14 protein-coding genes are annotated in these 13,658 nt (G+C 64.7%); 9 read left to right on the top strand and 5 right to left on the bottom strand.

Annotated elements, in window-relative coordinates; translation table 11 throughout:
- Positions 1 to 110: 110 nt before the first annotated feature.
- Both rfaE2 and RIF85_RS11135 read left to right on the top strand, forming a co-directional pair.
- The gene (gene rfaE2, locus RIF85_RS11140; protein WP_309071974.1) at positions 111 to 1,625 is read left to right on the top strand and encodes a D-glycero-beta-D-manno-heptose 1-phosphate adenylyltransferase; all 1,515 of its coding nucleotides are present in this window, start codon (positions 111 to 113) and stop codon (positions 1,623 to 1,625) included.
- A gap of 50 nt (positions 1,626 to 1,675) precedes the next feature.
- Positions 1,676 to 2,488, top strand: coding sequence for a glycosyltransferase family 2 protein (locus tag RIF85_RS11135; RefSeq protein WP_309071973.1), 813 nt, complete (start codon positions 1,676 to 1,678; stop codon positions 2,486 to 2,488).
- Here RIF85_RS11135 and RIF85_RS11130 read toward each other — a convergent pair.
- The gene (locus tag RIF85_RS11130; protein WP_309071972.1) at positions 2,485 to 3,579 is read right to left on the bottom strand and encodes a VIT1/CCC1 family protein; all 1,095 of its coding nucleotides are present in this window, start codon (positions 3,577 to 3,579) and stop codon (positions 2,485 to 2,487) included. The genes RIF85_RS11135 and RIF85_RS11130 overlap by 4 nt on opposite strands.
- Before the next feature lie 228 nt (positions 3,580 to 3,807).
- On the opposite strand from RIF85_RS11130, the gene RIF85_RS11125 reads away from it, so the two are divergent.
- The 3 genes from RIF85_RS11125 (at position 3,808) to RIF85_RS11115 (ending at position 5,765) form a co-directional block, all read left to right on the top strand.
- A complete protein-coding gene (locus tag RIF85_RS11125) occupies positions 3,808 to 4,209 on the top strand; it encodes a DUF202 domain-containing protein (RefSeq protein WP_309071971.1) in 402 nt (133 codons plus the stop codon).
- A gap of 1 nt (position 4,210) precedes the next feature.
- Entirely contained in the window at positions 4,211 to 4,537 is a 327-nt protein-coding gene (locus RIF85_RS11120) for a DUF202 domain-containing protein (protein ID WP_309071970.1), read from the top strand.
- A gap of 70 nt (positions 4,538 to 4,607) precedes the next feature.
- On the top strand, positions 4,608 to 5,765 hold the full coding sequence (locus RIF85_RS11115) for an AI-2E family transporter (RefSeq protein WP_309071969.1): 1,158 nt from the start codon (positions 4,608 to 4,610) through the stop codon (positions 5,763 to 5,765).
- Between the two features lie 2 nt (positions 5,766 to 5,767).
- On the opposite strand, the gene RIF85_RS11110 is transcribed toward RIF85_RS11115, so the two are convergent.
- On the bottom strand, positions 5,768 to 7,300 hold the full coding sequence (locus RIF85_RS11110) for a sodium:solute symporter (protein WP_309071968.1): 1,533 nt from the start codon (positions 7,298 to 7,300) through the stop codon (positions 5,768 to 5,770).
- 138 nt (positions 7,301 to 7,438) lie between these two features.
- Here RIF85_RS11110 and RIF85_RS11105 point away from each other — a divergent pair, with 138 nt between their 5' ends.
- Positions 7,439 to 8,017, top strand: a complete 579-nt coding sequence (locus tag RIF85_RS11105; protein WP_309071967.1) for a cupin domain-containing protein — start codon at positions 7,439 to 7,441, stop codon at positions 8,015 to 8,017.
- A gap of 208 nt (positions 8,018 to 8,225) precedes the next feature.
- A complete protein-coding gene (locus RIF85_RS11100; RefSeq protein WP_309071966.1) occupies positions 8,226 to 9,608 on the top strand; it encodes an extracellular solute-binding protein in 1,383 nt (460 codons plus the stop codon).
- Between the two features lie 83 nt (positions 9,609 to 9,691).
- Here RIF85_RS11100 and RIF85_RS11095 read toward each other — a convergent pair whose 3' ends face one another.
- Together RIF85_RS11095 and RIF85_RS11090 are read right to left on the bottom strand one after the other, a co-directional pair.
- Positions 9,692 to 10,633: a carbohydrate ABC transporter permease gene (locus RIF85_RS11095; RefSeq protein WP_309071965.1), complete on the bottom strand. Its 942-nt coding sequence runs from the start codon at positions 10,631 to 10,633 to the stop codon at positions 9,692 to 9,694.
- Between the two features lie 3 nt (positions 10,634 to 10,636).
- Entirely contained in the window at positions 10,637 to 11,593 is a 957-nt protein-coding gene (locus tag RIF85_RS11090) for a sugar ABC transporter permease (RefSeq protein ID WP_309071964.1), read from the bottom strand.
- A 162-nt stretch (positions 11,594 to 11,755) separates the two neighbouring features.
- Between RIF85_RS11090 and RIF85_RS11085 the strand changes: the two genes are divergently transcribed.
- The gene (locus tag RIF85_RS11085; RefSeq protein ID WP_309071963.1) at positions 11,756 to 12,163 is read left to right on the top strand and encodes a VOC family protein; all 408 of its coding nucleotides are present in this window, start codon (positions 11,756 to 11,758) and stop codon (positions 12,161 to 12,163) included.
- A 9-nt stretch (positions 12,164 to 12,172) separates the two neighbouring features.
- On the opposite strand, the gene RIF85_RS11080 is transcribed toward RIF85_RS11085, so the two are convergent.
- The gene (locus RIF85_RS11080) at positions 12,173 to 12,568 is read right to left on the bottom strand and encodes a DUF1801 domain-containing protein (protein WP_309071962.1); all 396 of its coding nucleotides are present in this window, start codon (positions 12,566 to 12,568) and stop codon (positions 12,173 to 12,175) included.
- A 257-nt stretch (positions 12,569 to 12,825) separates the two neighbouring features.
- Between RIF85_RS11080 and speB the strand changes: the two genes are divergently transcribed.
- Positions 12,826 to 13,658 (top strand): agmatinase (speB, locus tag RIF85_RS11075; RefSeq protein WP_309071961.1); only part of this gene is annotated, 833 nt, incomplete at its 3' end.

Below are 13,658 nucleotides of genomic sequence, written 5' to 3'. Positions count from 1 at the left end.
CAGCCCCGCGGTGAAAGCGGTGAGGGCTTCGGCTACGGACCCGAACTGCTGGACGAGTTCTGCACCGTCAAGGTGGTGCACATTGAGGCACCAGGGAAGGCATCCGGATCATGACCGCGCTGTCTGAAACGCGCGGGCTCGCCGAATGGGTGCCCGTGGAGTTGGCCCGCGTCGCCCCGCTGATCACTGTGGTCGGAGATGTGATTCTGGATGGCTGGTGGACCGGGAGCATCGACCGGTTCTGCAGGGAAGCCCCCGCGCCGGTGGTCGACGTGCAGCGCCGCGAGTACGCACCGGGCGGGGCAGCGAACACCGCCATGAACCTCGCCGCGCTCGGTGCGCGGGTGCGCCTGGTCGGCCTCGTGGGAACAGACGACGCCGGTATCCGCCTGAGTGCCCTGCTCGACGACGCCGGCGTGGACACCTCCGGCCTCGTCGCCGTTCCCGGCATCAGGACCACGACGAAGAACCGGATCATCGGCGGTGACCAGGTAATGCTGCGCCTGGACGACCAGGACGGGGAACCACCGGCGGAAGCCGTAGCAGCCCTCGCCGAAGCGGTTCCGGCCTCCGTGAGCGGGAGTGCCGCCGTCGTGGTCTGTGACTACGGCACAGGAGCGCTCGGCTCGGCCGTACGGGCAGCGCTGCGGGGAAGCATCGGAGAGGCCCTGACTGTGGTCGACGCACATGATCCGCGTCCCTGGGCGGAGCTGGCCCCTGCCATCGTGACGCCGAATGCGCTGGAAGCGGCACGCCTGCTTGATACGGGTTTCCCGCCCAAACCCGCCGAGGACCGCGCGGCGCTGGTGACCGACCGCCGCGCCGAACTGTTCGCAGCGACGGGGGCGAGCGCCGTCGTCGTCACCCTGGACCGGGATGGCACAGTGCTTCTCACCGCGGAAGGGCAGGGTCACCGCACGTGGGCCCGCCCGGCGTCGGAGAAGCAGGCGTCGGGGGCGGGGGACACGTTCGTCGCGTGCCTGACCGCAGCGCGGGCGTCGGGAATGCCCATGACAGCGTCGCTGGACCTGGCGCAGGCGGCGGCCGACGTCGTCGTCAGCCGGCCGGGAACCTCGGTCTGCTCCACGGCCGATCTCGCGCAGTACCTGGGCGGCCTCTCCTCGGCGGTCCTGCCGCTCGACGAACTTCTCCAGCGCGTGTCCGGTGAACGCGAACAGGGTCACAGGATCGTGTTGACGAATGGATGCTTCGACGTGTTGCACCGCGGCCACACCCGCTACCTGACGCAGGCGAAGCAGCTGGGCGACGTGCTGATTGTCGCGCTGAATGGAGACGATTCGGTGCGGCGGTTGAAGGGCCCGGACCGGCCCATCAACGGTGTGGGGGATCGCGCGGGCGTCATCGCGGCGCTGAGCTGCGTCGATTACGTAACCGTCTTCGACACCGATACCCCGGTGCCCCTGATCGAGGCGCTGCGGCCCGATATCTACGCGAAGGGCGGAGACTACTCGTCCCAGATGCTCGAGGAAGCGCCGGTCGTGGAGCGTTGCGGCGGCGTGGTGCGCATCCTCGATTACGTTCCAGAGCAGTCGACGACGGCGATGGTCGAGAAGATCCGGACGCCTCGGTCGACTCCTCCCGCCGCTTCCACAACTGTGCCGTGAGCGGGCGCTGGTCAGGGGAGTGGGGACGGCAGGCTCCTACGCACACGCCCGTGCTGGAGGTACTGATCCCCTCCTACGGACGCGCGGCCGAACTAGCCGTCACCCTGTCGGGACTCGCGGGCCAGGACGAGCCGGATTTCGCCGTCATCCTGAGCGACCAAAGCGACGGCGAGCCGGTCTGGAAGGAGTCCGCGGTCGCCGCGATGGTCCGGGTGCTCCGCGCGCAAGGGCGCTCCGTGACGCTGGAGAGGAACCTGCCGCGTCGCGGGGTCGCCCAGCAACGCCATTTCCTGCTCGAGCGTTCCAGCGCTCCGGAAGTGCTCTTCCTCGATAACGATGTCTGGCTCGAGCCGGGAATGCTCCTGCGCATGCACGCCGCACTGCAGGAAGCGGGCTGCGGATTCGTGGGAGCCGCCGTGCAGGGCCTGTCCTACCTCGACGACCACCGCAAACACGAACGTGCGCCGCTCGAACTCTGGAAGCGGGAGGTCCACCCGGAGCGGGTCCGTCCTGCGGAGCCCTCCTTCGAACGGTGGCCGCTGCACAATGCCGCGAACCTCACCCACGCAGCAGCCGAACTGAACCTGCGCCCCGGTGACTGGCGCCTGTACAAGGTTGCGTGGGTAGGCGGCTGCGTCCTGTTCAACCGGGACGCGCTGGTGGACAGCGGCGGGTTCGACTTCTGGGATCAGCTGCCTCCCGACCACGCGGGCGAGGACGTCGCCGCCCAGTGGCGGGTCATGGAACGGTACGGCGGCGCCGGGATCCTGCCGTCGGGCGCGGTGCACCTCGAGTCACCGACCACGGTGCCGGACCGCGAAACGGATGCGGCCGCCGTCGTGCTTGGTGTGGACCGGCGCTAGGCGACCGAGACGCCGAACGCCAGACCTAGCGCGTACGTCGCCGCGGCGGCGCCCAGCCCGATGGCCAACTGACGCAGGGCCCGCTTGAGCGGCGAGGCCCCCGACAGCAACCCGACGACGGCGCCCGTCGCCAACAGCGCCAGCCCCACGAGGACACACGCTGTCACCACCGCGGCCAGTCCGGTCAGCCCGAAGATGTACGGCAGGACGGGGATGATCGCGCCGGAGGCGAAGAAGCAGAAGCTGGACGCTGAGGCCCCCACGGCACTCCCGACGCTCTCATGATCATCCTGCGGTTCCTGGCGCTCCGGCTGCAGGGACAGGCTCGGATCGCAGTCACAGCTGAACTGGCCCATCCGCTCTGCCGCACGGTGCTCCGCGGCCTCCGGTGACATCCCGCGGGCACGGTAGACCAGCACGAGTTCGTTCGCGTCGATGTCGAGTTCCTTGGCCGCCGTCAGGGTGACCTGCGTGGGGCGCGACGCCGTGAGCAGTTCACGCTGCGAACGCACCGACACGTACTCGCCGGCACCCATCGATAGTGCACCGGCGAGGAGACCAGCGAGCCCGCTGAACAGCACGAAGGCACTGGAAACGCCCGTGGCGCCGATACCCATCACGAGCGCGAGGTTACTCACCAGACCGTCGTTGGCCCCGAAGACGGCCGCACGGAAGTTGCCGGAAAGCCGGTTGCGCCCGCGCGTCGCGAGGCCGCGGACCACCTCCTCATGGATCTGCTCGTCGGCGGCCATCGCACTCGTCGCGGACGGATCTGCCGCATAGGGGGAGCGGCCCTCCGCACGCTGGGCGAGGGCGAGGACGAAGACCGACCCGAAACGCCGGGCGAGGAAGCCGAGGATCCGGTTCCGCAGCGACGGGCGGAGGGGCTTGCCGACGTCGTCCCCCAGGAGCGTAAGCCAGTGCTGCTCGTGTCGGCCTTCCGCCTGGGCGAGGGCCAGAAGGATTTCCTTCTCCTCACCACCGCGCTTGCGCGCCAGGTAGCGGTAGGTTGCGGCTTCTGCCCGTTCGTCGGCCAGATACTGCCGCCATCGCTTCACATCGGCGGGTGTTCGCGTTGCCTGGGGGGTCAAAGCCGGCTCCTGATCTCACACGGCCAGGGCTGATGGGAGCTCCGGCCATTAACTCATGCATGGCCGAAGGTCTCGTTCGCCGCTATTGCGGTGGACTGCCGGGCATCATCGCTGAGTGCCAGTATGTCGACAGGCCGCGGAGCCTGAACGCCCCGGAACTACTCCCCTTCGCAAACATCAATCCTACCTGCTCCCGATGCGGGCGCGGTCACTCGCTAGGATGAAGCGGTGCATACAGCTCGCGAAAACGACGACGACGCCGGCCGGCGCGGTCTCGCCGGCCGACTCCTTCGCGGCGGCAGCGAACCAGACCCCAGGTTCACCCTGGCCAATGAGCGCACGTTCCTCGCCTGGATCCGCACATCGCTTGCCCTCATGGCCGGCGGCATCGCCGTCGAGGCCTTCACCGCCGACATCTTCAATCCCGAGCTGCGGACCACGTTGGCGGTCCTGCTCCTGCTGCTGGCGATGATCATTTCCTCGGTGGCCTGCTTCCGGTGGCTCAACGTCGAGCGCGCAATGCGCCACGGAACACCCTTGCCGCTTCCGTTCCTGGCGCCGCTCCTGGCCCTGGGCGGCGCGGCAGTGGCCGCCGTCGTCGTCGTGTTTGTCCTCATGCGGGGCAGCTGAGATGACCGTCCTGGACCGGGATCCCGGTCTGCAACCGGAGCGGACCTCCCTCGCGTGGGGCAGAACCATGATGGCGCTGGTCGGCGCCAGCCTCCTCTTCCTGCGATGGGTTCCCGTCCACGGCTGGTATGCGGGAACCCTCGTGCTCTCGGCGTTGATGGCCGCGCTCGGGATTTACGTGAGCCAACGGCACCGGTACGCCAGGAGCGTCGCCGGGGTCTCCCGGGGCCGGGTGCATGCCGACGTAGTCGCGGTCCTATGCACGTCCGCTGTGGTGCTCGCGATGGGCGGCCTGGGCATCTACACCGTGCTGTTCATCCCGCTGTGAAGCGCTGCACGTAGGGTAGAAGCAAAACTGCCGCTTTCGGCATGCCCTCCCACCCAAGGAAGAAGCGCCCGTGGAATACAGACGCGACACCACTGCAGCATCGAACCGGTCAAACCCCTGGAAAGACGGACTCGGTCGGACGAGCATCCGCGGTGCCCAGTTCCTGCTGCTGCTCACGGTGCTGGTGGTGTCCATCTACGGGCTGATCCAGATCCGCCTGGTGGTCATTCCGCTGCTTCTGGCCCTGATCCTCGCGGCAGCAATCAGTCCTCTGGTCAACATGCTCCGGCGCAAAGGCTGGCCGAGTGCAGCGGCGACCGCATTTTCCTTCTTCCTCCTGCTGGCGGTCCTCGGCGGGGTGGTCACCGCGATCGTGTTTGCCGTGCGCAGCCAACTCGACGAACTCGTAGCAAGCGCCTCGGAGGGCTTCGACCAGATCTATGACTTCATCCGGACAGGGCCGCTGCCCATCGATGAATCACAGATCGAGGATGCCCGCCAGGCGCTGATCGATTTCGCCACCAGCGCGACGGTCGGTTCCACCGCCCTTTCGGGGATCACGGCGGCGGGCGAGTTCCTCGCCGGTGCGGTGCTGCTGTTGGTCATCCTCTTCTTCTTCCTCAAGGACGGGGACAGGATCTGGGCCTTCCTGCTGCGGCCTTTCCGCGGCGAGCGGCTTCACAAAGCGCAGCGGGTAGGCTTCCGAAGCCTTGAGGTTCTGGGCGGGTACGTCCGGGGAACGGCCATCATCGCGCTGGTCGATTCAGTCTTCATCGGTATCGCGCTGCTCATTCTGGGCGTTCCGCTGGCGCTGCCGCTCGCCGTCATCGTGTTCGTCGGTTCCTTCGTGCCGCTGGTGGGCGCCACGGCGGCCGGTGCTCTGGCCGCGCTCGTGGCACTGGTGGCCAACGGACCGTTCGTGGCGCTGATGGTGATCCTCGCCGTCGTCGTGGTGAACCAGCTGGAGGGGAACTTCCTGCAGCCGGTGGTCATGGGTCGGTCGCTCAGCATCCATCCACTCGTAATCCTGCTGGCACTGACGGCGGGCACCATCCTTGCCGGCATCGTGGGCGCAATCCTCTCCGTGCCCGTCGCCGCTGTCGCCTGGGCCGCAATCAAGGTGTGGACCGGAGAGGACGAACCGGATGCGGACCCGGAGGAGCTCCCGGCTCCTGCCGACTCCGCACCCGCAGCCTCCAGCGAAGAGCCGGCCGCCCCTACGGAGTAGTCTCAGCGCACCGGGGTTGTGGGTCCCTCGAGAGGGACTTCCTCCTGGATCTCGCCTGAGACGCGCTTGTTCCATGCCGCCATGACCGCGGGTTCGGTTGGCTTCGTGGCGAGCGACACCGCCACGTAGCACACGGCGGAGGCGAGCAGGCCGAAGTAGATCGGTTCGTTCGCGTACAGTCCGTCGCCGATGGCGAGGCCCGCGTAGACGGCGAGCGTGCCGAGCGTGACAACGGACCCGGCGATCATCGACACCGCAGCGCCGGGACCGGTTCCGCGCTTCCACACCAGGCCGCCGAGGATGGCGACCAGCAGACCGCCGACCAGGATGTCGTAGGCGATGGTCAGCGCAACGACGACGTCGTTGAGCAGGATTGCGATCAGCACTGCCAGCACTCCAAGCGTCAGCACCCACAGGCGGTTCCCGGCGACGTCGTGCTCCGGGTTGGACTCCTTGCGTCCCTCGGCCGCAACCGCTGCTCCGCCGCGCAGGCCGTGACGCCGCCAGCTGCGGACGAAAGGCACGACGTCGGAACTCGCCACGGTGGCCGCCGCAATGAGGGCGCCGGACGCAGTGGACATCATGGCTGCGACTGCGGCCGCCAGGACAAGACCGCCGACCCCGATTGGAAGAACGTCAATGGCCACCTGGGCATAAACGTCGTCTGTGTTCTCGAGGACCGGAAGCAGCACACTGGCGGCCATGCCGATCATCGCTCCCGCGACGCCGTACAGGATGCAGTAGATGCCTGCCGTTGTACCGCCCCACCGGGCAACACCCGGCGTCCTGGAGGTGAAGACGCGCTGCCAGATGTCCTGCCCAATGAGGAGCCCGAGTGTGTAGACCACGAAGTAGGTGATGATGGACTGCGCACCGATGCCGGTGATGTTGAAGAACTCTTCTCCCGCCCGTTCGCGGATGCCCTCGAAACCGCCCGCAGCGGAGAGCGAGAAGGGGAGCATGAGGGCGAAAACGCCGATGGTCTTGATGATGAACTGGGCCATATCAGCTAGGGTGATGGACCACATCCCGCCGACGGTCGCGTAAATCAGAACAATGATTCCCCCGAGCGCAATGGCAAGCCAGCGCTCAAGGCCGAACAGCACGACGAAGATGGTGGCGTACGCGCCGGTGGACGTAGCGCACAGCACGACCGTGTAAGCGAGCATGACGAAACCGGCGATCTTGGTGGCTTCGTGGCCGTACCGCAAGGTCAGCATCTGCGAGACCGTGTAGATCTTCAGCTTCTGGATAGTCGGAGCGAAGAGAAGGCTGAGCACCAGTACGCCGGTGCCGATGGCGACGACAAGCCACATGCCGGAGATACCGAACTGGTAGCCCAGTCCCACTCCGCCGACGGTGGAGGCTCCGCCAAGGACCACCGCCGCCATCGTGCCGGTGTAGAGCACTGGTCCCAGGCGACGCCCGGCGACGAGGTAGTCGCTGGTGTTCTTGGTGCGGGACTTGCCCCACCAGCCGAACGCGAGCATCGAGATCAGATACAGCACCACGATGGCAACATTGAGGAATTCCATGGTTCTCCTGCAGTGAGCTATTTCACCTATAGGCAACAGATGTTTCCCTGTAGGCTAGTTGTGACCCATCTAACAGGTCAAGTGTGACGCCGCATAAAGCATCTGTATGCTCGTGAATCAGCGGTGGGAAGGAACCATATGAAGGCTTTGCCAGTAGAACCCAGCAATGCGCCGGTGGCGATCGGTTCCCGGATCCGGTCCGCGCGGCAGGCGCAGAGGATGACGATCGAGCAGGTCGCTGACTCCACGGGTTTGACCAAGGGTTTCCTGAGCAGGGTGGAACGGGATCTGACCTCGCCGTCCGTCGCCTCCCTGGTCACCCTGTGCCAGGTGCTGTCCATCTCGATCGGTGACCTCTTTACGGTTCCGGAAACGCACCTCACACGACTTCAGGAGGCGCCCAAGATCAGCCTGGGCGGCGAGGGGATCAATGAGCGTCTCGTGACAGCGCGCTCCGAGCGGCGCCTGCAGATGATCAGGGCCGTCATCGAGCCGTTAGGTAAGGGCGAGTCGGACCTCTATTCGGTGGACTGCGAAGTGGAGACCCTGCACATCATCGCCGGTCGCTTTGAGCTGATTTTCTCCAACGCCCGTTATGACCTTGAAGCCGGTGACACCATCACCTTCCCCGGCCGGGAGCCGCACACCTGGGTCAATCCCTCCGATGAAGAAGCGGTTGTCCTATGGACGCTGGTTCCGGCGGCTTCAAGAAGCTGACGACGGCGCCCCGATCGGCTATGCCACTCGTTACCGAGATACCAAGTCGGCTTATGGAATACTGATCGAACGACGCCGGTCCGGACTTGACCGGTGTCTGTTGTGGTCAAATTTGCAGCCAGCCGGCTTGCGCCGGTTGTTTGCCTCGATGCCTCGACGATCCGCCCGCGCCAGTGCTGGCGCGCTAGCTTGTGAAGGGACTGGAGCAATGAAGACTTCTAGGACAGCAGCAGGATTCGCGGTGGTTTCGGCCATCGCGTTAGCGGCCACCGCCTGTGGCGGCGGTGGCGGCGGGGAAGCGGACTCAAGCGAGGCTGCGGACTACGGGGCCGAACTTTCGGGAACCATGACCACGGGCGGATTTACTCTCGGCGACGAAGTGGCGACCTCGCGTGCAGACTTCGCCACCGCAGCCCTTGAAGAGGACGGCGTGACCGTCGAGATCAACGAGAGCAACTTTGACCCGCAGCGGTTCGCGGCGCAGGCCGCGAGTGGAACCCTTCCCGACCTCGTGGTCATGGACCGCCAGTATGTGGCGACCTATGCTGCGAAGGGCCTGATTGAACCGGTCGATGAGTGCTTCACCACCCACGACGTCAGCGCCGAGGAACACTACTATCCGGCCGTGCTGCAGGACGTGACGTACAACGATCAGGTGTACGGCATCCCGCAGTTCTGGCAGCCGTGGGCAATCATCGCCAACACCCGGGTCATGGGGGAGGCAGGCGTGACGCCCGAGGATCTCGACACCTCCAACCCCGATGCCGTCCTCAGCGCCGCCGAGGAAATGTACGAGTCGGAGGGCGACGCACCTTCCCGCCTCGGCTTCGACCCGCAGATGCCGTCACAGGCTCCGGTCTGGTTCGCGGCCTTCGGCGGGGGCATCATGGACGAGACCGGCAAGCCAACCCTGGATGACCCGGCGAACGTCGAGGCGCTGACGTGGCTGAAGGAAATCTATGACGCTCAGGGCGGCTACGAAACGGCGTACAGCTTCAGCCAGACGTGGGACTTCTTCGGCGAAAACAACCAGTTCGTGGCGGATCAGGTAGGTGCCGGGCTGTACGCGCAGTGGTACCCCAACGTGCTCTCGGACTTCGCTGACCAGCTCGAGGTTTCGGGCGTGCCGCTCCGCAATCAGGACGGCGATCCCATCGCCGTGGCCGGCGGACAGTCCTACGTGATCCCGACCGGAGCCAAGAACAAGGCAGCCGCCTGCAAGTGGGCTGTCCAGAACACTTCGGATGATGCCTGGATGGCAGCGGCTGAGGCTCGTGTCTCCGGTATGGAAGAAGGCGGCATGTTCACCGGCATCTTCACCGGTTCACCTACTGCCGACCAGAAGATCCGCGACGAATACCTTGAGGCAACGGGCAACGAGGGCTTCGACCAGTTGATCGAGTCCTACTACCAGGCTCTCGAAAACGGCGTCCCGCTCGGCTCCTCGCCGGCAGGTCTGGAGATCCAGACCGAACTGCAGAACGCCATGGCGCCCGCGATGTCCGGTGACAAGACCATCGAGGAAGCGCTCGGGGATGCCCAGGCCGCTGCGATGCTGGTGTACGAGCAGGCGACTGCCGGCGCCCAGTAACGTGCGCCGTCGTCAGTAGATCATCACGCAAAGAGGGTGGGAGCCGGCTCCCACCCTCTTTGCATGCCAACTCAACGCTTGGGTCAGCCCTTGCGGCCCTGGCCCGCCAGGCCCTCGATGAAGTAGCGCTGGCCGAAGGCAAACAGGATCAGCATGGGTAAGGTCACCAGCAGCGCGGCCGTCATCACGTACTGGTAATCTGCCTGGCCGCCGGAGGTGGGGCTGAACAGCGACATCGCGTAGGAGATGCCCAGCGGTACCGTGAATTCCTCCGGGCCGCCGAAGTTCAGGTAGATCAACGGAGCCTGCAGGTTGTTCCAGCTGGCCTGGAACTCGAAGATGAAGACGATGATGAAGGACGGGATGGACAGCGGCATCGCGATGCGCCAGAACAGTCCGAAGTAGCTGCAACCGTCGATGCGCGCTGCTTCAAAGATGTCGCGGGGCAGTCCGAGGAAGAACTGGCGCTGCAGGAAGATGTAGAACGCAGACCCGAAGAGGTTGGCTCCCCAGAGTGGGACGGTTGTCCCGAGGAAGCCGAGTTCCTTCCAGATCAGGTACGTCGGGATCATGGTGACAGCTCCCGGCAACATCATGGTTCCCAGCACCAGCCCGAAGAGCAGGTTGCGGAAAGGGAAGCGGAAGTAGGCAAAGCCGAACGCCACCAGGGAACTCGAGAACGTGACCAGGCCAGCGGCCAGGAGCGCAATGATCAGGCTGTTCGAGATCCAGGCGAGCAGCGGCAGCTGGTCCCACACCTCGACGTAGTTCGAAAAGACCCAGGTCTCGGGAATGAGGCGATTGTCGAAGACGTCCTGGCGCGGTTTGAACGTTGCCGCCAGCAGCCACACGAACGGATAAAGGAACAGCGCGGAAAATCCCAGCAGGAGGAACCACAGAATGGCGCGCCCAATGATGCTGCGTGGCTTGTACCAGGGGAAACGCTGGTTGGGTGCGGCGGCTGACTTCGCCCGCGGATCCGATTCAACGGCTGCCTGCGGCTGTGAGTTGATTACTGAAGCCATGGCCTACCTGCCCCCTTCGTAGTAGACGAACTTGTTCCCGAAACGCACCTGGAAGATCGTGATCAGGAGGATGATGACGAAGAGCAGCCAGGCGATTGCAGCGGCGAAGCCCATGTTGAACTGCTGGAACGCCTGCTGGAAAAGGTAGACGCCGACAAACAGTGCGGCGTCCGGTGACCCGCTCTGCGTGTCGCGATAGAACAGCAGGAACGCCTGGTCGAAGACCTGAAGCGCGGCGATCGTCAGGACGATGGTGCAGAAGAAGAGCGCATTGGAAATCATCGGCAGCGTCACCGAGAAGAACTGGCGGATCGCCCCCGCACCGTCCAGCGCGGCCGCTTCATACAGATCCTGGGGAACATTTTTCAGCGCGGCGAGGAGGATCAGCATGGTGCCGCTGACGCTCCAGAGACCGATGATGATGATCGAGGGTTTCATCCAGTTGGGATCGATCAGCCATTGCGGCCCGTCAATGCCGAAGATACCGAGGAAGCCGTTGATAGCGCCGGAGTTGCCGTTCAGGAGCAGAAGGAAGATGGACGCGGCGGCAACCGACGGCGTCATCTTCGGCAGGTAGTAGATGATGCGGAAGATTCCCGCTCCGCGATCGGGAATCCGGTGCAGCAGGTATGCCAACAGCAGCGCGAAGCAGATCTCGAGCGGCACGGACAAGATTGCGTAGTACAACGTGTTGCCCAGCGATGTCATGACCTTCGGGTCCTTGAACAGCAATTCGTAGTTGCTGAACCCGACCGGTGAGGCGGTGTCCGTGGAGAGGTCGTAGTTGGTGAAGGAGATGACCAGGCTGTAGATCATGGCGCCGAGAGTGAAAACCAGGAACCCGATCACCCAGGGAAGGATGAACAGATAGCCCGCCCTCGCCTCGCTGTTGAACGGTTCCTTGATCCAGCGGGGACGCCTGATTCGTCTTTCCCGTTGGGAGTCAATCGCTGTGGCCATGCTGCACCTCCTTGCTGTCGGCAGGGTCGCTTCTGACAAGAGTAAGCCATAAGCCTGCTTTGTTTAGGGCAGAAATCTTCCCATCGGAGAAGCGATTTGCTATACGCGGTGAGGACGGTCGCGGTAGCGTAAATGCCACCCCTTCAAGGTCAGGAGCAGTGCATGGACTGGACGCTGGAAGTTGTCGTTGTGCCAATTTCAGACATGGCCCGGTCGATTGAGTTCTACCGGGACAAACTCGGTTTCAACCAGGATCACGAGACCGACGTCGGAGGCATGCACTTCACTCAGCTCACACCTCCGGGCTCAGGGTGTTCCATTGTTTTCGGGAATGGCCCGGGTATGCGCTCAATGGAGCCGGGCACGCTGAAGGGTTTGCAGCTCGTTGTCTCGGATATCAACGCGGCGCGCGAGGAACTGATGAGCCGCGGCGTCGACGTCGGTGACATTACCGTCTTCGACGAGCGCGACGGCGGCACCTTCTTCGGCTTCGACGATCCCGACGGTAATTCCTGGGCTGTGCAGCAAATCAAGGCCCGCGCCGATAAGCCGTTGATTCCGCGTTCCTAGCGCCGCTGCCTAGCTTCCCTGCTTCAGCTTGCGCCAGCCGCCCGCCCGGTTGTTGGCGATGATCTGCCTGAACATCGCCAGCAGTGCCGGCGCATTGACCGTGTCGCCTTCGTAGAACGCAACAGTTCGCGCGGTTTTGTTCTGCTGTCCCGCCGTGATGATGCCTTCCGGGTCGGGGACGATTGCGCCGTCGTACAGGAACACGTTCAGGTGGTCCTTCGTGGTGAGGAAGGCGCAGATATTGCCCTTCAGTACGAAGTAGGGCTGAACGGTACGCTTGATCGTTTCCTCGACTTCGGGATCGGCGGAGTGGATGAGGTCCCGTACCTCACGGCAAATCTCCTGCTGCCAGTTGGGGAGTCCGTCAATGTAGGCATCGACGCGGGGATCCGGTGAGTAGTGCATGATTCTCCTGCTGTGATTCGGTTGCGGTGCGCGCCGGTTTGCCCACTTTCGACTGCTTCGTAGCGATCATTGTGGTGTGGGTTGGCCGTCGTGTCGAGGGCAGTGCGCAGGGTCGCGCGGAGAAGGTGGGCAATCCGTTTCGCAGCGACCTGCGACATTGACTGAGACCCGCTTCACAATTAGCCTTGCTGGAAACAGTTGATGCCTATTAGGCAACTCACCGCGCCGCACGGCGGAGAACAGAGGGAGTCACATCCATGGAAGAGCTGCGCGTTACAGCCGGTGGCCGTCTCGGGCCGATCGATTCAGCCCGCATACCCCGCTATGCCGGAGCGGCTACCTTCGCGCGGCTTCCGCGGATCGACCAGGTGGAGAAGGCGGACATCGCCGTCGTCGGCGTGCCGTTCGATTCCGGGGTTTCCTACCGGCCGGGCGCGCGGTTCGGCGCAAACCACGTCCGCGAGGCGTCCCGCCTGCTGCGGCCCTACAACCCGGCCATGGACATCTCGCCCTTCGAGCGCGTACAGGTCGCCGACGCCGGCGACATGGCGGTCAACCCCTTCAACATCCATGAGGCCATTGAGACGGTTCAGCAGAACGCGCTGGATCTCACGCACGACGGCGCCCGGCTGGTGACACTCGGCGGTGACCACACCATCGCACTCCCGCTGCTCCGCGCGGCGTCCGAGCGCGCCGGAGAGCCGGTTGCGCTGCTGCACTTCGATGCCCACCTTGACACCTGGGACACCTATTTCGGAGCCGAGTACACGCACGGCACCCCCTTCCGCCGTGCTGTGGAGGAAGGGATCCTGGACACCGAAGCCATCTCACACGTCGGAACGCGCGGGCCGCTGTACGGCGTGAAGGACCTCGAGGACGACCGGCGCTTCGGCTTCGGCATCGTCACCTCCTCCGACGTCTTCCGGCAGGGAGTCGATGAGATTGTCGCCAAGCTCCGCGACCGCATCGGCAACCGCCCGCTCTACGTCTCCATCGATATCGATGTGCTCGATCCTGCCCACGCGCCGGGGACCGGTACGCCGGAAGCCGGCGGCATCACCAGCCGTGAACTGCTCGAGATCCTGCGCGG

Source organism: Arthrobacter sp. (assembly GCF_031179385.1).
Lineage (GTDB): Bacteria > Actinomycetota > Actinomycetes > Actinomycetales > Micrococcaceae > Arthrobacter_D.
Note: the sequence above shows the minus strand (reverse complement) of the source record. Positions and strands in the feature narration are given on the sequence as shown.